At 58.5% G+C, this 21852-nt stretch carries 20 protein-coding genes and 2 pseudogenes; 9 read left to right on the top strand and 13 right to left on the bottom strand.

Annotation, left to right across the window (positions count from 1 at the left end):
- Positions 1-83 precede the first annotated feature (83 nt).
- Positions 84-195 (bottom strand): annotated as a pseudogene (locus K6L24_RS22465) (IS630 family transposase); the annotation flags it as partial.
- Between the two features lie 527 nt (positions 196-722).
- On the opposite strand from K6L24_RS22465, the gene K6L24_RS08030 reads away from it, so the two are divergent.
- From K6L24_RS08030 to pyk, 5 genes are all read left to right on the top strand, one after another.
- A complete protein-coding gene (locus tag K6L24_RS08030) occupies positions 723-1046 on the top strand; it encodes an antibiotic biosynthesis monooxygenase family protein (protein ID WP_137269337.1) in 324 nt (107 codons plus the stop codon).
- Positions 1039-1431, top strand: a complete 393-nt coding sequence (locus K6L24_RS08025; RefSeq protein WP_222682145.1) for an amino acid-binding protein — start codon at positions 1039-1041, stop codon at positions 1429-1431. The genes K6L24_RS08030 and K6L24_RS08025 overlap by 8 nt, the downstream gene beginning before the upstream one ends.
- A gap of 2 nt (positions 1432-1433) precedes the next feature.
- Positions 1434-2135: an ArsR/SmtB family transcription factor gene (locus tag K6L24_RS08020; RefSeq protein ID WP_222682144.1), complete on the top strand. Its 702-nt coding sequence runs from the start codon at positions 1434-1436 to the stop codon at positions 2133-2135.
- Between the two features lie 198 nt (positions 2136-2333).
- A complete protein-coding gene (locus K6L24_RS08015; RefSeq protein ID WP_222682143.1) occupies positions 2334-3479 on the top strand; it encodes a glycerate kinase family protein in 1146 nt (381 codons plus the stop codon).
- Between the two features lie 72 nt (positions 3480-3551).
- Positions 3552-4994: a pyruvate kinase gene (gene pyk / locus K6L24_RS08010; RefSeq protein ID WP_062742732.1), complete on the top strand. Its 1443-nt coding sequence runs from the start codon at positions 3552-3554 to the stop codon at positions 4992-4994.
- Positions 4995-5079: 85 nt separating this feature from the next.
- Here the strand turns inward: pyk and K6L24_RS08005 are convergent, their stop codons facing one another.
- The 4 genes from K6L24_RS08005 to K6L24_RS07990 all read right to left on the bottom strand — a co-directional run bounded on the left by K6L24_RS08005 (position 5080) and on the right by K6L24_RS07990 (position 9799).
- Positions 5080-7443, bottom strand: coding sequence for a membrane-bound PQQ-dependent dehydrogenase, glucose/quinate/shikimate family (locus K6L24_RS08005; RefSeq protein ID WP_222682142.1), 2364 nt, complete (start codon positions 7441-7443; stop codon positions 5080-5082).
- Between the two features lie 333 nt (positions 7444-7776).
- Positions 7777-9036 carry a PTS ascorbate transporter subunit IIC gene (locus K6L24_RS08000; RefSeq protein WP_062742734.1) on the bottom strand — a complete coding sequence of 420 codons (1260 nt, stop codon included), beginning with the start codon at positions 9034-9036 and terminating at the stop codon, positions 7777-7779.
- Positions 9037-9049: 13 nt separating this feature from the next.
- Positions 9050-9337, bottom strand: a complete 288-nt coding sequence (locus K6L24_RS07995; RefSeq protein WP_062742735.1) for a PTS sugar transporter subunit IIB — start codon at positions 9335-9337, stop codon at positions 9050-9052.
- 18 nt (positions 9338-9355) lie between these two features.
- Entirely contained in the window at positions 9356-9799 is a 444-nt protein-coding gene (locus K6L24_RS07990; protein ID WP_062742736.1) for a PTS sugar transporter subunit IIA, read from the bottom strand.
- A gap of 208 nt (positions 9800-10007) precedes the next feature.
- On the opposite strand from K6L24_RS07990, the gene K6L24_RS07985 reads away from it, so the two are divergent.
- Positions 10008-11198 carry a LacI family DNA-binding transcriptional regulator gene (locus K6L24_RS07985; RefSeq protein WP_118663799.1) on the top strand — a complete coding sequence of 397 codons (1191 nt, stop codon included), beginning with the start codon at positions 10008-10010 and terminating at the stop codon, positions 11196-11198.
- Positions 11199-11277: 79 nt separating this feature from the next.
- Positions 11278-12735 (top strand): AMP nucleosidase, encoded by a 1458-nt coding sequence (locus K6L24_RS07980; protein ID WP_187510121.1) that lies wholly within the window; start codon positions 11278-11280, stop codon positions 12733-12735.
- Positions 12736-12924: 189 nt separating this feature from the next.
- Here K6L24_RS07980 and K6L24_RS07975 read toward each other — a convergent pair whose 3' ends face one another.
- Complete coding sequence (locus tag K6L24_RS07975) at positions 12925-13326, bottom strand: VOC family protein (protein WP_062742739.1); 402 nt, start codon at positions 13324-13326, stop codon at positions 12925-12927.
- A gap of 369 nt (positions 13327-13695) precedes the next feature.
- Here K6L24_RS07975 and K6L24_RS07970 point away from each other — a divergent pair, with 369 nt between their 5' ends.
- Positions 13696-14751, top strand: a complete 1056-nt coding sequence (locus tag K6L24_RS07970) for a 2,3-butanediol dehydrogenase (protein WP_191932812.1) — start codon at positions 13696-13698, stop codon at positions 14749-14751.
- A 138-nt stretch (positions 14752-14889) separates the two neighbouring features.
- Here K6L24_RS07970 and K6L24_RS07965 read toward each other — a convergent pair whose 3' ends face one another.
- Complete coding sequence (locus K6L24_RS07965) at positions 14890-15153, bottom strand: DUF2798 domain-containing protein (RefSeq protein ID WP_062742741.1); 264 nt, start codon at positions 15151-15153, stop codon at positions 14890-14892.
- 127 nt (positions 15154-15280) lie between these two features.
- Between K6L24_RS07965 and K6L24_RS07960 the strand changes: the two genes are divergently transcribed.
- Positions 15281-16183: a LysR family transcriptional regulator gene (locus tag K6L24_RS07960; RefSeq protein ID WP_062742742.1), complete on the top strand. Its 903-nt coding sequence runs from the start codon at positions 15281-15283 to the stop codon at positions 16181-16183.
- Between the two features lie 30 nt (positions 16184-16213).
- Here the strand turns inward: K6L24_RS07960 and K6L24_RS07955 are convergent, their stop codons facing one another.
- From K6L24_RS07955 to K6L24_RS07930, 6 genes and pseudogenes are all read right to left on the bottom strand, one after another.
- Positions 16214-17035, bottom strand: coding sequence for an NADPH-dependent F420 reductase (locus K6L24_RS07955; RefSeq protein WP_222682141.1), 822 nt, complete (start codon positions 17033-17035; stop codon positions 16214-16216).
- Positions 16995-17729 carry an NADPH-dependent F420 reductase gene (locus K6L24_RS07950; RefSeq protein ID WP_222682140.1) on the bottom strand — a complete coding sequence of 245 codons (735 nt, stop codon included), beginning with the start codon at positions 17727-17729 and terminating at the stop codon, positions 16995-16997. The genes K6L24_RS07955 and K6L24_RS07950 overlap by 41 nt, the downstream gene beginning before the upstream one ends.
- 31 nt (positions 17730-17760) lie before the next feature.
- Positions 17761-18189, bottom strand: coding sequence for a MarR family winged helix-turn-helix transcriptional regulator (locus tag K6L24_RS07945; protein ID WP_240043896.1), 429 nt, complete (start codon positions 18187-18189; stop codon positions 17761-17763).
- Positions 18190-18409: 220 nt separating this feature from the next.
- The gene (locus tag K6L24_RS07940) at positions 18410-19162 is read right to left on the bottom strand and encodes a lipoyl protein ligase domain-containing protein (RefSeq protein ID WP_244634648.1); all 753 of its coding nucleotides are present in this window, start codon (positions 19160-19162) and stop codon (positions 18410-18412) included.
- A pseudogene (locus tag K6L24_RS07935) lies at positions 19162-21108 on the bottom strand (sigma-54-dependent Fis family transcriptional regulator). Before K6L24_RS07935 ends, K6L24_RS07940 begins: the two are co-directional and overlap by 1 nt.
- A gap of 62 nt (positions 21109-21170) precedes the next feature.
- Positions 21171-21806: a DUF998 domain-containing protein gene (locus K6L24_RS07930; RefSeq protein WP_222682139.1), complete on the bottom strand. Its 636-nt coding sequence runs from the start codon at positions 21804-21806 to the stop codon at positions 21171-21173.
- Positions 21807-21852 lie beyond the last annotated feature (46 nt).

Genomic DNA, 21852 nt, shown 5'->3' with positions numbered 1-21852 from the left:
CAACTACGGCTTTGGGTTTATTTAATAGTAACCGTTCAGCTTATTCCAAAATCAATTCCCGGTCTTGCTGACGGAGTTTTTTTCCAGTCTGCACCGATTTTTGGATTCCAATCGATATCCACCTCATTCTCATGAAAACGGGGTTGCAGGCTGAATTTTTTCTTATGCATCAGTGATTGACGCCATTTTTTCTTCCAGAATAAAATTTAAAATAGCAAGTGGCTTTGTTATCACCTCATGTTTAGGATTAGGATCTATGGTATCAAGAGTCGTTTACCCCTCAAGAGTATTGATGGTAGAGTTCCCTGTAATTTATTGGATAATGAGTCATTTAGGAAACCTGAACCTTTTCTACTTTTTAGTAAAAACACCATTAAACCATTTATGAGAGCATTTTTAATTCTAACAAAAAATCATTTGATGCTGTTCTTGATAACTTCATCAATATTCTGGAGAGATCATGATCAACATGCTGATAAAGTTTGGACCCATGATTTTTCATTTTGTAGAGCAATCGTTGTTTGGTGAAAAAAGACAAGAACTCAGGCTCGATAAACGTTAATAATCCGTGATTCGCTTCTCCCTCTGAAACTCCATTTTACTCCCTGAACACACCCTTGCAGTAAAACGCAGCGTCCCCTCCATCCACGTTTCGTTCCTCACCGAAGTATTCATATTTAAACGTAGTAAAGTGGCCTCTCCCCTCCTACGAGAGCGTACTGATGATCGCCGTCCTTTTTGAAGCCGAAATAAGCCCTGACGGGCAAACACGTTACCTGCATCTGGCCGCAGAACTGAAACCGCTGCTGGAGGAGATTGACGGGTTTATCGCCATCGAACGTTTTCGCAGCCTGGCCTGCGAAGACCGGATCCTGTCACTGTCCTGGTGGCGGGATGAAGCCGCCGTACTGGCCTGGAAACAGAATATTTTCCACCAGGCCGCACAGCGTGAAGGTCGCGAGTCGATCTTCTCTTATTACCGCATCCGCATTGCTCAGGTAGTGCGCGACTACGCCTCTGATACGCAAGGACTACAGCATGTTTGATCTCCATATCCTGTTACCCAATACTCCCGGGACCCTCGCCGCCCTGGCTGGACTGCTGGGGCGCAACGGCATCGGGCTGGAAGGCGGCGGTGTGTTCAGCGCCGGCGAGGTCAGCCATGCCCATTTTCTGGTGGAAGAAGGCCCACGTGCGCGTCAGGTGCTTGAGGCGGCGGGATTTCAGGTAGAGAATGTCTGCCAGCCGCTGATCCGCAAGCTGCCGCAGCTTCGCCCGGGGGAACTGGGCGAGATCGCCGCCGCGCTGGCCGGGGCCGGAGTCTCCGTTTGTACGCAGTACAGCGATCATGCTAATCAGTTAATCCTGGTGACGGATAACCCCGCCGTCGCCGAACGCGTGACCCGACCCTGGGCCGTAACAGCAGAGTGAATATGCAGAAACTGACGGTAGTCACCGATGATGAACCCCTGCTGGAGTCGGCTATGGTCGCCGTGGCGGCGGCACTGGCCGAGACATCCCGGGTCAGAATGCTCTGTGCCTTAATGGACGGGCGGGCGTGGACGGCTACCGAGTTAAGCGCGGCGGCCGGTGTCGCCTCGTCCACCGCCAGCGCCCACCTGGCGCGACTGGTACAGAGTCAGCTGATCGTCTGCCTGTCCCAGGGGCGGCACCGCTACTACCGGCTGGCGGGCAGTGATATTGCGCAGCTGATTGAAACCATGATGGGTGTCTCATGGCGGCGCGTCCCCGGCCCGGTATACCGTACCCCACTTGATATGCGTTTTGCCCGGACCTGTTACGACCATCTGGCGGGAGAAGTGGCAGTACAGATTTATGATGCCATGCTCAGGGAACAGTGGCTGAGCGATGATGGCGAGGCGCTGACCGCCGCTGGCAGAGTGAAACTGGCGGACATGGGGATCCCACCAGAGGCGGCCACGCGGCGTAAAAACTGCTGCGCCTGTCTGGACTGGAGTGAGCGATGCTTTCACGTGGGCGGCTACGTGGGGGCCGCACTGTTTCAGCACGGCGAAAAACAGGGCTGGCTGACGCGAACACCTGGCTATCGGGTGGTGACGCTGACGGCAAAAGGCCGCTTACAGCTGAATAAACACTTTTCTCTTTCCCTGTAATTTATTCTCTTTTCTGTTCTGACAGCCCTCCACGCCGGGTAAACGGGCTGTCGTCTGCGGCTCCCTGCGCCCGCCTGACCCTATCCTGCCGTATGATCCCACGGGCAGCCACCGGGGCGTTTATTGACATTCCTCCGGCAACGTATGACGCTGATCATCATCCTCCCCACGATTTGCAGATTAAAATAAGGCTCCCGGATGAAAAAGACCTTTGTATTAGCCCCTGACTCCTTTAAAGAGAGCATGACCGCAAAGCAGGTCTGCATCGCGATGGAAACCGGACTCAGACGCGTCTTCCCTGATGCCCGCTATCTTCACGTTCCCATGGCAGACGGCGGCGAAGGCACCACCCAGTCGCTGATTGATGCCACCGGCGGACAGCTGATTTCGCTTTCGGTGACCGGCCCGCTCGGGACCCCGGTCACCGCCTGCTTCGGCATCATGGGCCGGGGGGATACCGCGGTGATTGAGATGGCCTCGGCCAGCGGCATTCATTATGTGGATCAGCACACCCGCAATCCGCTGCTGACCACCAGCCGGGGCACCGGAGAGCTGATCCTGGCCTGCCTCGATCGCGGCATTAAAAAAATCATTCTCGGGCTGGGCGGCAGCGCCACCAACGACGGCGGTGCGGGGATGGCGGAGGCGCTGGGTGTCGGCTTTTTCGATCGCCAGGGCAACCGGCTGCCAGCGGGAGGCGGCGCGCTGGGCGCGCTGCATCATATTGATATCACCGCGCTGGACAGCAGGCTGGCCGGTGTCGACATTCAGGTGGCCTGCGATGTGACCAGCCCGCTGTGCGGCCCCGAAGGCGCATCCGCCGTCTTCGGGCCGCAAAAAGGAGCCACCCCGGAGATGGTCGCCCTGCTGGATCGCAACCTGGCACACTACGCGGCAGTTGTGTCACAGCAGTTGGGTAAGGACGTGGCCACCCTGCCCGGCGCAGGTGCCGCTGGCGGCCTGGGGGCCGGACTGATGGCGTTTACCCCCTGCACGCTGCGTAAAGGAATTGACATTGTTGTCGAGTACAGTGGCCTGAGCGACAAAATGGCCGGCGCCGATTTTTGCTTCACCGGTGAGGGCCGTATTGACAGCCAGACCCGTTTTGGCAAAACGCCTTACGGCGTGGCCCGGATTGCCAGCCAGCATAATGTGCCGGTGATTGCCGTGGCAGGCAGTATTGGCGATGATGTGGCGTCACTCTATGACACAGGTATTGATGCGATTTTCGGTATTATTCCGCACGCGGCGGATATTCATTCGCTGATGCAGGAAGGCCAGCAAAATATGGCGCGCACCTGTGAAAACATTGGCCGTTTAATTAAAAAAACCACTGCAAGCTGACTTCACACCCCGCGCCGCCTGATCCGTCAGCGAGCCGGGGCGCTAACATGAAATTTAACCAAGGATGTGATCATGTCTGAAGTATTAAGACGCACGAAAATTGTTGCCACCTTAGGCCCCGCGACCGATCGTAACAATAACCTCGAGAAAATAATCCAGGCCGGGGCCAACGTCGTCAGGCTGAATTTCTCTCACGGCTCCGCCGATGACCATATTGCCCGCGCACAGCAGGTCCGCGATGTCGCCCACCGCCTTGGCCGTCAGGTGGCGATTTTAGGCGATCTTCAGGGGCCGAAGATCCGCGTTTCGACCTTTAAAGAAGGTAAGGCGATGCTGACGGTGGGCGAGGTGTTTATCCTCGATGCACAGCTGGAAAAAGGGCTGGGTGATAACCAGCGCGTCGGCATCGACTATAAATCCCTGCCGGGCGACGTGGTGCCCGGCGATATCTTACTGCTGGACGACGGCCGCATTCAGCTGCGCGTGCAGCGCGTGGCGGGTAGCGAAATTTTCACCGTGATTACCGTCGGCGGAGTGTTATCCAATAACAAAGGGGTGAATAAGCTGGGCGGTGGGCTGTCCGCCGATGCCCTGACCGAAAAGGACAAAGCCGATATTCTCACTGCCGCCAGAATGAACGTCGACTATCTGGCCGTGTCGTTTCCACGCAGCGGGGAAGACCTTCGCCTCACCCGTCGGCTGGCGCGGGAAGCGGGCTGTAAGGCGCTGATTGTGGCGAAAGTGGAGCGCGCCGAAGTGGTCGCCAGCGAGGAAAGCATGGATGATATGATCCTCGCCTCGGACGTGATTATGGTGGCGCGCGGCGATCTGGGCGTCGAAATTGGCGATGCCGCACTGGTCGCGGTGCAGAAACGCCTGATTGCCCGCTCCCGTCAGCTTAACCGCGTGGTGATCACCGCGACCCAGATGATGGAGTCGATGATCACCAATCCGATGCCCACCCGCGCAGAGGTGATGGACGTGGCGAACGCCGTTCTCGACGGCACCGATGCCGTTATGCTCTCAGCGGAAAGCGCCGCAGGCAGCTTCCCGGTAGAGGCGGTAACCGCCATGCATAACGTCTGCCTGGGGGCAGAACGGGTGCCCGGCACGACAACCTCTAAACACCGTCTGGAGGTTGAGTTCAGCAATATCGAAGAGATGACGGCGATGTCCGCCATGTACGCCGCTAACCACCTGACCGGCGTTAAAGCGGTGATTGCCATGACCGAATCCGGACGGACGGCAAGGATGATGTCACGTATCACCTCGCCTCTACCGATCTTCGCCCTCTCCCGCCATCAGGCCACGCTGAATCTTACCGCGATGTACCGTGGCGTGACGCCGGTGTTATTTAACGGTCATGCCGAAGGGGTGCAGTCGGCGCAGGACGCGATTGCCGTGCTGCGTGAGGCAGGCTATCTGAATTCGGGGGATCTGGTCGTGCTGTCGCAGGGTGACAGCGTCGGGCAGGTTGGCAGCGCGAATACCTGCCGCATCTGTCTTGTTGACTGAAAAGATAAGGGCCGATCGAAAAATAAGATCGGCCCTTCAGGTTCAGGCTGGCCGGCTGTTTCGGTCAGCCCGCGTGAAACAACGTTTACTTCAGACGGTAAGCCACCACGGCATCACCCGCTTTGGTTCCGAGTGAACCGTGTCCCCCCGCAGCAATCACCACGTACTGTTTGTTATCACTGCCCATGTAGGTGGCTGGCGTTGCCTGGCCACCCGCAGGCAGTTCAGTCTGCCACAGCAGTTCACCGGTGCTGACATCGTAGGCGCGGAAGAAGTTATCTGCCGTTGCACCGTGGAACACCACGTCACCCGCTGTGGTTAACGGTCCACCGTGTGCCACCATCCCCATCGGGAAGCCTATCGGGAAGCGGCCCGGCAGGAAACTGGTGTTGAGGTTCTTCGTGGTGCCCACGCGGCGCAGCCACTCGGTTTTACCGGTTTTCAGATCCACGCCAACCATCCGACCCCACGGCGGTGCAATGCACGGAATGCCCAGGCTGGAGGAGAGCTGCTGAATGTGGATCGCGTAATCCCCGTCAAAGTTCTCATTCCAGTACGGCGTACCGTCTTTGGTGAACAGGCGCTGATCCGCATTGGCCGGGGTGCGTTTGATCAGATTATATTTGTACGCCAGACGCACCGGCGAGGCGATGAGGATCTGACGCTCAGGGTCGACCGCCACCGAGCCCCAGTTGAACACGCCAATGTTACCCGGGAAGATAATCGACCCGGCTTCCGTTGCTGGCGTCCACGGATTGCCGTCATAACGCAGTGACTTAAAGTCGATGCGGCAGGCCATCTGGTCAAACGGGGTCAGCCCCCACATCGCTTTTTCGGTCAGCGGTGCCGGGATAAAGTTCAGCGCGGAGACCGGCTGCGTCGGGGCGTATTGCTCACCGCTGATACCCTGCGTAGAGACGTCCACCTGGTTAACCGGATAGACGGCCTGCCCGGTAAGACGGTTCAGCACAAACAGGTTGCCGGTTTTGGTCGGCAGGATCACCACGGGCTGTTTCTGGCCCCGATAGTCGATATCCAGCAGCGAAGGCTGCGACGGATTATCGCGATCCCACAGATCATTTTTCGATGACTGGAAGCGCCATTTAAAGCGGCCGGTTTGCAGATCCAGCGCCACCAGCGTATCGCGGAATTTCTCGGTGTTACTGTTAGTATCACGACCGATACCGACTTCATCCGGCGAGGCATTGCCAAAAGGCACATACACCAGGCCATTTTTCAGGTCGGCACTCAGCGTTCCCCAGGCCACAGGCGTGTCCTGCGGGTAGTCCTGGCCAGCGGCAATCGGCTGCGTATTTTCCGGGTTGGCCGGGTCGAAGTTCCATACCAGCTTACCGGTTATCGCATCATACGCGCGGATCACGCCGGACGGATTGCCCCTGTTGAAGCCGTTGTCCATCACTGAGCCGCCCACAATCACCAGGTTACCCGCCACCAGCGGGGCCGCAGTCTGCATCAGCGCATGAGGGCGGACTTTACCCATATTGGCGTGCAGATCCACCACGCCGTTATCGCCAAAGTCGGCACACAGCTTGCCGGTATCCGCATCCAGGGCGATCAGATGGGCATCGTTGCTGGCATTGTAGATACGCTTGCGACATATCGCAGGCTGGGCTGCCGTCGCCTCTGCCTGCACACTGCTGCCGTCATAATAGCTCACGCCACGGCAGGTCTGATGCTGCTGCAGGTACGAGGCCTCTTTCGCTGGCTGATATTTCCACTTCAGCGCGCCCGTTTCCGGGTTCAGCGCGTGAACCTCATTGTGCGGGGTACAGAAATAGACCGTGTTGTTCACCTTGAGCGGCGTCGCTTCAAAGGTGTACTCAGTGGCATCTTTGGCCGCGTCACGCACGTCACCAGTATGGTACGTCCAGGCGACGTCCAGCTGGCTGACGTTGTCTTTGGTGATCTGCTTCAGGTCGGAGAAACGCAGACCATTGCTGGTGCCGCCGTAGGCCGTCCAGTCCCTGCCCGCCACCTCAGTATCGCTGCTCTGACGCTGGGTGGTGATGGTACCTGCCTGCGGCAGCGGATCGTAAAACATCATTCCCACCACCAGCGCCACGATCAGGATAACCGTAGTGCCGAGGAACGGATGAAAACGGCGTCCCTGCTGGGGGTATAGCGGACGAACCACCCAGGGAAGCGCCAGCCACAGGCCGATGACCCCGATGATATCGCCTCGGGGGATCCACTGCCATTTATCGAAACCGACTTCATAAATCATCCATGCCAGTACCGCCCACATCAGAAGAGCGTACAGAGACAGCGCGATTCTCTTTCTCATCAACAGCAGGATGGCCGTGACTAACAGGCCAAGACCCATCAGCACATAAAAAGGTGTTCCGCCGACCAGCAGCAGTTTTGTCCCCATATAGAGCAGCGCAATCCCAACGATTGCGATGACTATACCGGTTATCTTGTTAAGCATTGGTATCCCTTAGTGTTAAAGTGCGTAATTATTAACTGACATATAATTACAACGTACTTACACTAATTTAACTAAAAAATTCCGATATAAACACAACTTTATTTGAAATGTTATCGGTAACCCTTCTCCGCTTCTGGCGGCATTTTTCTGCGAGCCCTGCCGAAAAGCGTAGAAAATCTCCCCTTCCCAGGCCGCCTTGCGCCCCGTTTCAGCCAGAGAAAACGTAGGATCCCGATGCATGTGCTTTTACGGGCATTTGAAAGTACGAAAGGCGGGAACGGCAGTGAAGAGTGAAAAAAAGCCGGTCATCAGATGACCGGCTTTGCGGGAAGATTAACGCACAATCAGGCCTAACAGGATGCCGACGGCACCGAAGTCAGAGTCACTGAAGGTGGTGTTCGCCAGGCCAATACTGCCCAGTACCGGCAGCAGGAACACCGGGATAAAGGTGATCAGCAGACCGTTGGTGAAGGCACCGAGAATCGCTCCCCGGCGGCCCCCCGTAGCATTACCAAACACCCCGGCGGCAGCACCAACAAAGAAGTGTGGTACCACGCCCGGAATAATCACCGTCATGTTCAGCGCATACAGCAGGAACATGCCCAGTACACCGGCCACAAAGCTGCTGAGGAAGCCCACCAGTACCGCATTCGGGGCGTACGGGAACACCACCGGGCAGTCGAGCGCCGGTTTGGCATTCGGCACCAGCCGGTCAGAGATCCCCTTAAACGCCGGGACGATTTCTGCAATCACCATGCGCACGCCCTGCAGGACGATATAAACACCGGCTGCAAAGGTGATGGACTGCATCAGTGAGAACATAAACCAGTTCTTACCACCGGCATTCATCTCCTTGACCGTTGACGGGCCCGCGACCAGGCAGGTAAAGATAAAGATGAAGAACATGGTAAAGGCGATGGCCACCGGCGTATCACGCAGGAACAGCAGGCTTTTCGGCACTTCCATATCTTCGGTCGATTTCTCTTTGTTACCAAACTTGCTGCCGATCCAGGCGGAAAGCAGCTGAGAAATGGCCGAGAAGTGGCCGAAGGCGACATCGTCTGAGCCGGTGACCTTCTTCATGTACGGATGAACAATCGCCGGGAAGAAGACCATTGAGACCCCCACCACCAGCGAACCCACGGCAATCAGCGGAACGCCCTTCATACCTGCCGTGGCCAGGATCACCGCCACCATCATTGACATAAACAGCGTGTGGTGACCGGTCAGGAAGATATATTTCCACGGGGTGAAACGGGCAATCGCAATGTTGATGACCATGGCGAAGAACATGATCATTGCCATTTCGGTACCGAAGCTCTTCTGCGCCACCGCCACAATCGCTTCGTTGTTCGGCACAACGCCCGGAATGCCAAAAGCATGATGGAAGATAGCCGCAAAGTCACCCAGCGATGACACAATCAGGCCCGCACCGGCACCGAGGATCAGGAAGCCCATGACGGTTTTCACCGTCCCTTTGATCACTTCCGTCGCCGGTTTCTTTTGCGCCACCAGGCCAATCAGCGCGATCAGGCCGACCAGAATCGACGGCTCCGATAACACATCACTCATTAAAAAACGGAAAAATTCCATTTTTGGCTCCCTGTTATAACGCGCCGAGCTCTGTCAGAGCCGCTGAAATACGCTCTTTCATTGCCACTTTGTCGACCATGTTTTTCAGGGAGACAATCTTACCGCCCACCTGCTGGGCGACCAGCTGCTCGGCAATGTCGGAGGTACCGACGAAGATGTCGCTGGCGGTCCCTTTGGCGGAACCGAGGTCAACATGGTCGACTTCTGCATTCACGCCCAGTTCTTTAACGATGCTCTTAATACTCATTTCCATCATCAGGCTGGTACCTAAACCATTGCCACATACCACGGTAATTTTCATATTGTCCTCTGGAGATTATTAATAACGTGAAATAATGGATAAAATCTGCTCTGGCTGCGTCGCCGCCATCAGCGACGCGGTGTCCTCAGGGGTATCGAACAGATGGGCCAGCGCCGTAATAATGCCGATATGGCTGTTACTGTCGGTCGCGGCCAGCACGATCAGCAGATGCACCGGGTCGTTACCCTCTGAGTCGAAGTTAACGCCCTCGCGGATCACCGTCAGGCTGACGCCCATTTTGTTCGCGCCGTCTTCCGGACGCGCATGAGGCATAGCGATGCCGGGGCCAACCACGTAATATGGACCAATGGCCTCATGTGAGCGGTAAATCGCTTCGACATAGCGGGCTTCAATGGTGCCGTTATCACGCAGCGGCTGGCAGGAAAGTGAGACAGCCTGACGCCAGTCAGCACAGGCAGGGATAATCTGAACAACATCGGCTGTCAGTAATTCTTTAAGCATTGTTTGTCACCTCTCTCTAATCGCAGGAGCAGAGTAGTGCCAGAGCAAAGGGAATAATGTGACGGGCATCTAAAAAGATAACGCTAACTGTTATAACTATCATTAATTGTGACCGGCCTATCATCTGCCGGAGAATAAGTTGTTGCCGGATGTCGGTATCGGCACACTGCGAAGGTGCCATAAACAGGGTTGTAAAGGAGAAACCAGGATGCGCAAGCGTCGCGGCAGTGGCCGGGTAACGTTGCAGGATATCGCCGATTATGTCGGTGTCGGGGCCATGACTGTGTCGCGCGTCATGCGGACGCCGGAGCTGGTTTCTGAAAAAGTCCGCAATAAAGTAGAACAGGCCGTCAGCGTGCTCGGCTACGAAGCCAATACGGAAGCCAGCGCGCTGTCAGCGCAGGGGGTAAACCGCGTGACCCTACAGGATGTCGCGCGCCATGCCGGCGTCGGCCCGATGACCGTCTCCCGTGCGCTGCGCGATCCAGGCCAGGTCTCTGCGGCCTCGCTTGAGAAAATCCGCCAGGCCGTGGGGGAGCTGGGCTATGTGCCCAATCAGGCCGCGAGCAGTCTGGCCTCCTCGCAGCTGCACACCGTCGCGGTGCTGTACCCTTTTCAGCACGACCGCGCCAGCACCCGCTTTGTTCAGGCCCTGCAGCAGACGCTGAGTAAGCAGCCCTTCCAGCTGATTATGGCCTGCCACGAATATCATCAGTATGGCGAAACGCCGCTGGTGGAAAAACTGCTGCAAAACCGCCCCTCTGCCCTCGTCCTGTTTGGCGCGCAGCTGTCGAAAAAGACCTGTGAGCTGATTGAATCCGCCGAACTGGTGACGGTAAACGTCTGCGGCGCGGAACGGTTTTCCGCCGACATCACCCTCGATATTGCCATCAGCGATGCCGCTGAACGTCTGACCGCCCATCTGCTGGATAAAGGCTATCGCCGTATCGGGTTTATCGGTGCGCAGACAGATAACCGCCTGCACAAACAGCAGCTTAATGGCTGGCACAAAGCGATGCTGATGCACTATCAGAATGCGGATCTGATGATCACCGTTCCGGATGCGCCAAGCCTGCAGTTTGGCCGCTATGCGCTGGGTCAGCTGTTGCAAAGCCAGCCGGATCTGGACGCGATTATTTGCAGCCATGAGGAGATCGCCTTCGGCGTGCTGTCTGAGTGCCAGCGCCGGCTGCTGAAGGTGCCTTATGACCTGGCCGTGGCGTGTCTGGATGGTTCTGACAACTGCGATCACACCTTCCCCGCCCTCACCTCCATGCGCCTCAATTACGAAAAGCTGGGACACCAGGTGGGACAGCAGCTGATGGCGATGCTGGATGATGCCCCGTCGCCGCAGGAAGAACAGGTCAGATTCAGCCTGGAACCCGGGGCCAGCAGCTGAGGGGTTTCATGCGCTATCCTTTTGCTGTTATCTTCAGGTAGTCTGTGAGACAAACGTGCAAACGATTCAAGGAGATACCATGACTTACCCCGTAGCGCGATCCCTGACGGTCACTGAAGCGCTGGATAGCCTGGAAAACCATTACAACGCCGCCGTTGAGGCCCTGCGCGAGGCGATCACCGCTTTTGTCGCTGACGGCAGCCTGCCCGATGCGACCCGGCGCGCCGCCGGGCTGTTTGTTTACCCGCAGCTGCGCGTCACCTGGGATGGCGTGGCACCCTCGCAGCGTCTGACCCGTGCCTTCGGCCGCTTTACCCGCGCCGGAAGCTACAGCACCACCATTACCCGCCCGGCGCTGCTGCGCCACTACCTCAGCGAACAGCTGACCATGCTGACCGGTGAATATCAGGTGCAGATCGACGTGCTGCCGTCGCAGCAGGAGATCCCGTTCCCCTATGTGATTGACGGGTCCGGGCTGGCGCTGGATCGCAGTATGAGCGCAGGCATCGCCCAGCATTTCCCCACCACCGAACTGTCGCAGATTGGTGATGAGAACGCCGACGGGCTGCTGGTGCCGGGCGAAACGTTTCCGCTGTCCCACTTCGACGCGCTGCGTACCGACTTCTCGCTGGCCCGCCTGCGCCACTACACCGGCACCCCGGTGGAAGATTTCCAGCCCTACGTGCTGTTTACCAACTACACGCGCTATGTGGATGAGTTTGTCTCCTGGGCCTGCCAACAGATCGCGGATCCGGACTCTCCTTATCTGGCCCTCTCCTGCGCCGGAGGCACCACCCTGACTCACGACACGCCGCACCCGGAGCAAACGATCTCCGACCTGGCGTGGAAAAAGCACCAGATGCCGGCCTGGCATCTGATCGCCAAAGACGGCCAGGGGATCACGCTGGTGAATATTGGCGTGGGTCCGTCCAATGCCAAAACCATCTGTGACCATCTCGCCGTGCTGCGCCCGCACGCCTGGCTGATGATTGGCCACTGCGGCGGGCTGCGGGAAAGCCAGACCATTGGTGATTACGTACTGGCACATGCTTATCTGCGCGACGACCACGTTCTGGACGCCGTGCTGCCGCCGGATATCCCTATTCCGAGCATTGCCGAAGTGCAGCGCGCGCTGTACGACGCCACCAAACAGGTGAGCGGCATGCCGGGTGAAGCGGTGAAAGAGCGGCTGCGCACCGGCACGGTCGTCACCACCGACGATCGCAACTGGGAGCTGCGCTATTCCGCTTCCGCGCTGCGTTTCAACCTCAGCCGCGCCGTGGCGGTCGATATGGAAAGCGCCACCATTGCTGCCCAGGGCTACCGCTTCCGCGTGCCTTACGGCACCCTGCTCTGCGTCTCTGACAAACCGCTGCACGGCGAGATCAAGCTGCCGGGTCAGGCCAACCGCTTCTATGAAGGCGCGATCTCCGAGCACCTGCAGATTGGTATCCGCGCCATCGACCTGCTGCGTGCCGAGGGCGACCGCCTGCATTCACGCAAGCTGCGGACGTTCAACGAACCGCCGTTCCGGTGATGATCGATATTTAGGGTAAAACCGCTTATGCCTTTGAGGTAAGCGCTGTTTGGATAAATTCAGGATGCTATCCCGTTGAGGGATGGCATTTTTTTGTGTGGGTGTTAGGGGATGAATGGCGGGTAAGAGCGAAAAGCGGACATTGTAGTGGGGCCGGAAAAGTCGTGACGCCCCAACTGTAAAAGAGCTTTAATTTTGCTTGTTCTGGTAAAGATCCCAGCGATTGCCGTAGATGTCCTCAAACACAACGACTATCCCGTACTCCTCCTCCCGCGGTTCCTGGCAGAAGTGAACACCCTTTTCCTTCATGGCGTTATAGTCGCGCCAGAAGTCGTCAGTCTGCAGGAACAGAAATACCCGCCCGCCGCACTGGTTGCCGATAAAACCTTCTTGACGCTCGTTTGAAGCACGGGCCAGGAGAAGATTACAGTGGCTTTCGGGATTGGGCGTCACAACGACCCATCGTTTACCCGGTTGGGGCGTGTCTTCTACCAGCGTAAAGCCCAGCTTGTCGGTGTAGTAATCAATTGCACGGTCATAGTCGTCGACCACGATAGCCACATACCCCATGCATCGCTTTTGCGTTCTCATTTCTGCTCCATAAGATTTCAGACACTACTGACTTGAAGTAATTTTTTAACACAACCGAAAGCTATTAGCAGTATTGATGATTCCAAAATGACAATTTCCGCTCCTGGCACAAAGAAGACACCCGCACTTTTCCCGAACACTCTCAATCTCCCCCTCCCCCGCCTCTCACCTGTTACACCCGCACCCCGTTACACCTGTCACACCCTTACGCCTTTTCCTGCTTCTACGCCAGTCCCTTCTCAAATAAATCAAAAGGTTACCCAAGCCCTCACTTCTGGCACGCTTTTCGCACTATGCAGCCCTGAGTTCCTGATCCGGCCCCATCAGTGGCAGTGGACAGGTTGTAGACCAATCTCAAGGGAAAAGAAGATGAAAGCAGCACGTTGGTATAAAGCACATGACATCCGCATTGACGATATCGAAGAGCCTGAGGTTTCAGCCGGTAAGGTGAAAATCAAAGTGGCCTGGACCGGCATCTGCGGCAGCGATCTGCATGAATACCTCGCCGGCCCGATCTTTGTTCCGGTCGGCAAGCCGCACAAAATCAGCCACGACATTGCTCCTATCGTGATGGGCCACGAGTTCTCGGGCGAAGTGGTTGAGGTTGGTGCTGGCGTCAGTAAATTTAAAGCGGGCGACCGTGTGGTGGTCGAGCCAATCCTTGCGTGCCGCGAATGCGAAGCCTGCCGCGAGGGCAAATACAATCTGTGCGGCGACCTGGGCTTCCACGGTCTGTCCGGCGGCGGTGGCGGATTCTCGTCATTTACCATGGTCGATGAGCATATGGTGCACCGCATGCCGGACGGCCTCTCTTACGAACAGGGCGCGCTGGTGGAACCTGCCGCCGTGGCCCTGCATGCCGTGCGCATGAGCAAACTGAAAGCCGGGGATAAAGCGGCGGTATTTGGTGCCGGCCCGATTGGTCTGCTGGTGATCGAAGCCCTGCGTGCGGCGGGTGCCTCGGAGATTTACGTCGTCGAGCTGTCGCCGCAGCGCGCCGAAAAAGCCCGCGAGCTGGGGGCTAACGTGGTCATCGACCCGGGCAAGCAGGATGCGGTAGCCACCATTCGTGAACTGAGCAAAGGCGGCGTTGACGTGTCGTTCGAAGTGACCGGCGTGCCGGTGGTGCTGAAGCAGTGTATTGATGCCACCCGCTACGAAGGCGAAACCATCATCGTTTCCATCTGGGAGGGCGAAGCCTCGTTCCACCCGAACAGGGTGGTACTGGCCGAACGCAGTGTGAAAGGCATCATCGCCTATCGCCATATTTTCCCGGCGGTGATGGAGCTGATGACCCAGGGGTATTTCCAGGCCGACAAGCTGGTCACCAAACGCATTGAACTGAACGATTTGGTGACCGAAGGGTTCGACGCGCTGGTGAAAGAGAAAAACCAGGTGAAAATCCTGGTCCGTCCACCGCAGTAACTGACTGCTCAGGGCAATCCCCCGCTGGGATTGCCCCACTCTCCCGCCCGGCCCCGTCCACAACGACATTCATCTACCGCGCCATTAACGTGCGCGACGCTCACAGCGTGCCGCAAACAAACAGAAGCTCAGGCTGACTCAGTGACCGTGCACCGTCAGCCCTACCAGCCGCATCACCATCGGACGTACAACAAGGATGCAGACAAAAGCCGACGGCATGGCGACTTTATAAGCATTCATCACATTTTCCATATAATGTGGCCCGAGGCCCGATTCCGCCAGCGTGATCACCAGGCTCATTAAAAACGCCATAATCGTTGCCATATACAGCGCAAATATATAGGGTGAAGCCGGTTTTGGCAGGCGGGTGCGGGCACTATTTTTCGCAATAACAGGGGTCATCATCGGGTCCCTTTGGTGGGTGAGTGAAAAACAGCGACTAACCTAACAAGCCGGCCCGGGCGGCGGTAGAGCCGTTATGCTTTATTCATTATTAAGCAAACGTGACGAATCAGAGAGGAAGGGATCGATGGACGTATTGGGGCTGATCGGCAATTTTATCCGCGTGGTGGAAAACGGCAGTATTGCCGCAGCCGCCCGAGCCAGGGGGATGAGCCCGGCGGCGGTAAGCCAGAGTCTTTCCCGGCTGGAAACCCATCTGGGCGTGCGTCTGCTGTCGCGCACCACCCGCAGCATGACATTGACCGAAAGCGGGCAGCGTTATTTTGAGAAAGTGCGCCATATTCCGCATGATATCGACCTGGCCTCGCAGGCAGCATCGATGGAGTCCCGGCCGCAGGGCCCCCTTTGCATCGCGACCACAGCGGCGTTTGGCCGCTACGTTATCGCGCCACTGATGCCCGAATTTAAAGCCTCTTTTCCCGATATTGATATTGAGCTTATCAGTACCGATCGCAACGTCGATCACCGGCTGGAAGGCGTTGACGTCAGTATCCGCATCGAGGCACAGCTGAACGATCAGCTGATCGCCAGGAAAATCGCCTCGCTGCCGTTTATCGTTTGTGCGGCCCCCGCTTATCTGGCGCGCGCCGGCCTTCCCCGCTCACCCGAAGACCTCAGCCGCCACGCCTGTCTGGTGTTCCGCTATCCGACAGACGGGCGTTTTCTTCCCTGGCATTTTACCGTCGACGGCCAGCCTGTTAACGCGAAGCTTAATCCGGAATTCATCAGCGATGATATTGATATTATTGCCAATATAGCCGTTAACGGCGGGGGAATTGCCCGGCTGGCCAGTTTTATTGCCCGGCCGCTGATCGCTAACGGCCAGCTCACAGCGTTATTCAGCGCAGACAACCGTGACGGGCGTTACACCGAGTCTTCACCCATGAATATTTATGCCTGCGTCAATGAACGTTCGGCCCTGAACTCAAAAGTCAGGGCCTTTATGACATTTTTAGAAGACAAGATGTAAGACGATGCGCTGGCGGGCCGCCGGACTGCGCTACATGAACAGTGCCCGGTGCAGGCGAACGAGATAATCCGCATCTGGGTTGGTTTTGTTGTCCCCCATCCGCTCCTGAATCGCCGCCACCGCCAGATCCCGTCGGGCCGGTAAACGCGCTATCTCCGCAGAGGCCAGTGCGGGTCCCATCTCTTCCCGGGTGAGATCGGTACAGTAGCAGGGCGCACCGGGCTGCTGTCGCCAGGATTCGGCCAGCGTTCCTGCATCGAAGGGATCGAAACCGGTGTCATTCACCAGATCCATAATCACCGTGCGGCGCTGCAGGGTATCGCCCGCCACGGGAATGGCCAGCCGTGCCGCGCTTTTGCCAGGCAGGCCTTTCTTCACCAACGAGTCCGAACCGATTGCGTTCCACGCCTTGACGATTGGTCGCCCCAGCAGCCCGGCAACCCACAGGCTTTCAACCTGCCCGTTAACGATCGCGCTGATGATGCCGTCCCGATGCGGGTAATAGTTCGAGGTATCGGCAATAATCACGTCTTCAGGCAACTGTTGAATAAGCGGGACGAGATCGCTGAGCCGGGTCAGCGGCACCGACAGGATCACCACCTGCACCTCTGCCAGCGCAGCGGCGGCGTCCGTGGCAACCGCGCCCGTGGCAAGCACCTCTGCGGCGATCGTTTCTGGCCCGCGGGAATTGGCCACCCTGACGCGATGACCGGCGGAGGCCAGTGTGCGCGCCAGCGTTTTGCCGATGTGACCGGTGCCGAGGATGCCGATACGCAGATTTTCTGTGTGTTTCATATTGTGTTCCTCATGCTCAGGCCGTGACCGCCCGGTTACGTTCAACAATGGCCTCATGCGTGAGCCTGTCGCCCGCTGACATAAATTCCTGCAGCAACGCCTCTCTGTTCAGCGGGGCACGTTCTTTATCGGCCACCTGAAGCGCCGCACGCAGCCCGTCACTGTCCAGTTCCGTGCAGTAAGCGGGCGTACCGGGCTGCTGCCGCCACGATTCACTGAGCGTGCCGCCGTCAACGGCATCAAAACCGGTGTCACTGACCAGCGACATCACCACGGATTTTGCTGCAGGACTGTCGCCAGCTACCGGGATGGCGATACGCGTTGCAGAACCGGCAGCCACGCCTTTTTCCTTCAGCGTCGCGGCAAGGACAGCATTCCACGCCTTCACCACGGGACGCTGCAGGAGGCCACTGGCGTAAACACTCTCAGGGGTGCCCTGGCGGAGCGCCTCAATGTCGCCATCGCGGAAGGGATAGTAGTTGGCAGTATCAATGACAATCACCGCTGGCGGCACGTCACGCAACAGGGTGGCCAGTTCAGCATGTTTATCAAAAGGCGTAGAGAGAATGATCACCTCAACATCGCGAACGGCCTCCTGACGTTCTACCGCCGTTACCCCCAGCTGACGCGCCAGTTCCGCGATGGTATCCGGGCTTCTCGAATTCGCCAGCTTAACGGTGTGACCACACCCGGCGAGTTTATGCGCCAGCGTTGAGCCAATATTTCCCGCGCCAATAATGCCTATGTTCATAAGTACACCTTTTGGTCTGAGTGGAAAGATATTATTTTTCAGCAGGATGCGCGAAATTGTTCAGGGTGTCGCGCAGCGCCACCAGCTCTGTCTCTGATAACTGACAGGCTGATTTAATGCGGTCGGTAATGCGCCACAGTTCGGTTTGCAGGGCACTCCCCGCCTCCGTCAGGGTAATCAGCACTCGCCGTTCATCGCTGCGGTCCCGCGTGCGGCAGATGTGCCCGGCGGCCTCCAGCCGTTTGAGAACGGGCGTGATGGTGCCAGTGTCCATACCGAGCTGGGTTCCGATGTCCCCCACCGTGCGCGGCGTGCCGTTAAACAGTTCAAGCATCACCAGATACTGAGGGAACGTGAGGCCCAGCGGATCGAGAAAAGGCTTATGCAGCCGGTTCATGCGGTTCGCCGCGCCGTATAACGCGAAGGAGAGTTGGGTACCGATTTGCTGTGGTGTCTGCATCTTCATTTCCGGTTTTTATCTGTTGCTTGATTATCTAGCGCGCTAGATAAAAGAGTAGCGCAGCTTTTTCCCCGGATAAAGGGTCAGGTATGGGTATTTTGTGCGGTATGAGAAGCCGGTGTCCGGCAGGTAAAGCGGTAAACCGGGGGCTATTGTCGCAGGCATCCCGCCCGCTCAGGCCTCCGGTCGTTCAGATAATGACCGTGCGGGATGAGCCGGGTCATCCCTGCGCGAGTTGTGCGATGATCGCCTCCGTGACGTCATCCCGCAGATGCGGAGACGGCGCTGGCAGCCTCTGCGCCACGCTGACGGTTTTCGCTGCCTGATAAAAGCGCCCACTGCCGAGTGCCGCTTCAAACTGATTCGCCAGACGATGCGCCGCCGTCAGATCGCAGTCCACCAGCAGCACCGCGTGCGCCAGCACTACATGGCGACGCGGCCCGTCGAAGGACTGGCCGGGTATCGCCTGCCAGTACTGCGCAGTGCCGGCAATTTTACGTGCCGCCGTGCCCTCCCCGCAGGCAAGGTTAAACCGCCCGTCGCAGAACGATCCTTCCACCGCCTGCCACTGGGTGGCCACCCCTGTCTCTGCCAGCGCGGCGCGCAAAATACCACACAAATGGTGATACACCCCTTCGGCGGCTTCGCCGAGCGTGAGCGCCGTCGGGTACGCCAGGCTGAGGTTGAGGATCCCCGGCCCCTGCGGCACCAGACCGCCGCCGGACTTACGTAAAAATACCGGACAGCCGTCAGCCGCGAAGGCGTCACGCACCGCCTCCAGCCGCGCAAAACGCCGGTAGCTGGCGGGCACCACCAGTGACTTTGGCCCGGACCAGATGCGGGCGACTTTCTGACCGGCGGCGGCTAACTCAAACAGCCCACTCTCAGCCTGAGTCGGGTCCGCACAGTGCTGCCGTCCCCCTTCAGGAAGTGAAAACGGCCCCTCACCTGTAACAGGAGAAAATGCTTTCATCATTCTCCTTCTGCGCCGCGATCCGGGGCGGTATTCGGCGACTGAATGCCGTAGCGCTGCATCCGGCGGTAGAGCGTCATGCGGCTGATGCCCATCTGACGCGCGACCGCGCTGTGGTTCCAGCGTGCGGCCCGCAGGGACTGCAGCAGAAGCGCGGCCTCCGGTGGGATATCCGTCAGGAGCGACGCCGGTTCAGCAGGGCCGGTCAGGGTTTCCGGCAGATCCTGCGCCGTTATCTCACCGCCGTCGCTCATGGCAACCGCATACTCCAGCGCATTACTGAGCTCGCGCAGGTTGCCCGGTCACTCATGCTGATGCAGACACTGGCGGGCTGCGACCGTCAGCGAAGCCCGGTTGCCCAGCAGCTTATCAATCAGCCAGTCGAGATCGTCGCGGTGACGCAGCGCCGGCAGGGAGATCCGCGCCCCCTGTAAACGATAGAACAGATCGGCACGGAAACGCCCCTGCTCAACCCGCTGCTCAAGCGCGTGGTGGGATGCGGAGATAATGCGGATATTGACCGGCACCGGACGCGATGCCCCGACCGGCAGCACCTCCTGTTCGGCCACCACGCGCAGCAGACGCGTCTGCATCTCCAGCGGCATATCACCGATTTCATCGAGGAACAGCGTGCCGCCATCGGCCTCCTGGATCAGCCCGCGTCGGCCCCGGCTGCCGGCACCTGAAAAACTGCCCGGCAGGTGGCCAAACAGCTCACTTTCAATCAGCGTCGGGGCGATCGCAGCACAGTTCACCGCAATAAACGGCTGCGACCGGCGCGCGCTGGCCTGGTGAAACGCCCGGGCAAAATACTCTTTGCCACAGCCGGTTTCACCGTGTACCACCAGGTGCAGGGACGCGTTCAGCAGGCGTGACGCACGCTGTAACTGCTGTTGAAAAGCCGGATCGCCCCCGGTCAGTGACGCCAGCGGGGCGGGTAGCGGCGCAGGGACGCTAACAGCCTGCCGCTGAGGCCGCGTTGCCGGTTGTACCGCCGTCACGTACAGTCGCTCCCCGCTGTTGATCCGCTGCAGCTGGCCGTGACGTCCGCTGGCGCTGGCCAGCCAGTCCGGCAGGCGGTCAACCGAGGTGTGAAACAGCTGTTCGATTGGCATGCCCGGCAGCACACTGCGGCTGTGGGGGGATGGCGCGGTCAGGCCCAGCTCCTGTTCCAGCATCCGCTGCGCACGGTGATTGTGCCCCACCAGCCGGCCGCCTGCGTCGATGGCAATCAGATAATCCGGGCTGACCTCCACAAACGGCGTTTCCGCACTGAGCTTCAGTATCCAGTCGTGACGGTGCCGGTACTCAAACCACGCATTTTCTATCCGCTGCGCACAGAGCCTGGCGAGCTGCAACGCCAGCTGCTGACCGGCTTTTGGCTGCGGCGAGGTCAGCGCAGAGACGTCGAGGATGGCGTAAAGCTGTCCCTGGGGATCGAACAGCGGCACCGCCGAACAGGAGAGCGCGATGTGGGTGGCATCGAAATGGTCATTATGATGGACGGTCAGCGCTTTTCCGGTTGCCAGCGCCGTGCCGACCGCACAGGTGCCCGCCCAGGCCTCCGACCAGTGTGCGCCCAGAAACAGCCCGGCGCGACGCAGGCTGATTTCTGCACTGTCATCACCGTAATAGTCGACCGTGACCCCCGTGGCATCCGTCAGCAGCAGGACATAGCCCGCCGGCGCAATCTGCCGGTAGAGCGCCTCCAGGCCGTGACGGGCAATATGGCGAAACTCCTCCAGCTGCTGGCGGTGCTCACGCAGCTCATGCCACGGCAGGATCCGCGCCGCCTGCATCCGGCTGGGATCCAGCCCGTGATGGTCGACACAGCGCTGCCACGAGTCAAGGATCGTTCTATCGTGCTGGCGCAGCGCCAGGGAAGAGGCGTGCTGGCTGACGGTGGCGGCCACGGCGGCGATATGTTCACGCTGGCTATGATTCAAGACACTCTCCTCAGGAACCTGCGCGGAGGCGCAGTGGGGTGGCAGGGATACCTCTGCCAGCGTTATTTAACGACACGATAACGGGACCCCGCCAGCAGCAACGACACTCCGGTAACGATCTGCCACAGGGTGATGGGATAGACAGCGGCCCGCTCAATCAGGCCGACGGGCACGGGAACCCAGGGGATCGCCAGCATACAGACCAGGCCACAGCCCCCCAGTATCAGGCTGAAAGACGCATAAACACCGGATACTCGCCGCCCTGCCAGGCCCACGGCGATCAGGCAGAGGTTACCGCCGCCAATCGCCATGACTGCGCCGATCTGATGCAGCGTGATGCCTGCTGCCGGGCCGCCGCTGTGGAATAGCGCAATTAACACTCCGCCGGTGCCGTGAAGACCCCCTGCCAGCAGCGCGGCCCCACCGGTCAGACCAGGGACCTCCCGGCGCAGCAGCCCGCAGGCCAGTATAAACAGCAGCCCTTCCGCCGCAAAGCCAGCATTCATTACGTCGTGCAGCGGAGAACAGATTTGTGGCCCGCAGCCCGGGATCCCCAGGTCGCTGATATAGTTGTGGCTGTAACGATAGGCCGGGTAATGCCAGGCCAGCGCGCTGAGGCGTTCTGCCAGCAAATACAGCAGCCCACCCGCAGCAAAACAGAGTGCGCCAGCACGCTGACGGCCCGTTAATGACGACATAGTCTTCTCCTGTTTCGGCTGCACTCAGTCTGACAGAGCGCCCAAA

The sequence above is a fragment of the Erwinia persicina genome (genome assembly GCF_019844095.1).
GTDB lineage: Bacteria > Pseudomonadota > Gammaproteobacteria > Enterobacterales > Enterobacteriaceae > Erwinia > Erwinia persicina.
Note: the sequence above shows the minus strand (reverse complement) of the source record. Positions and strands in the feature narration are given on the sequence as shown.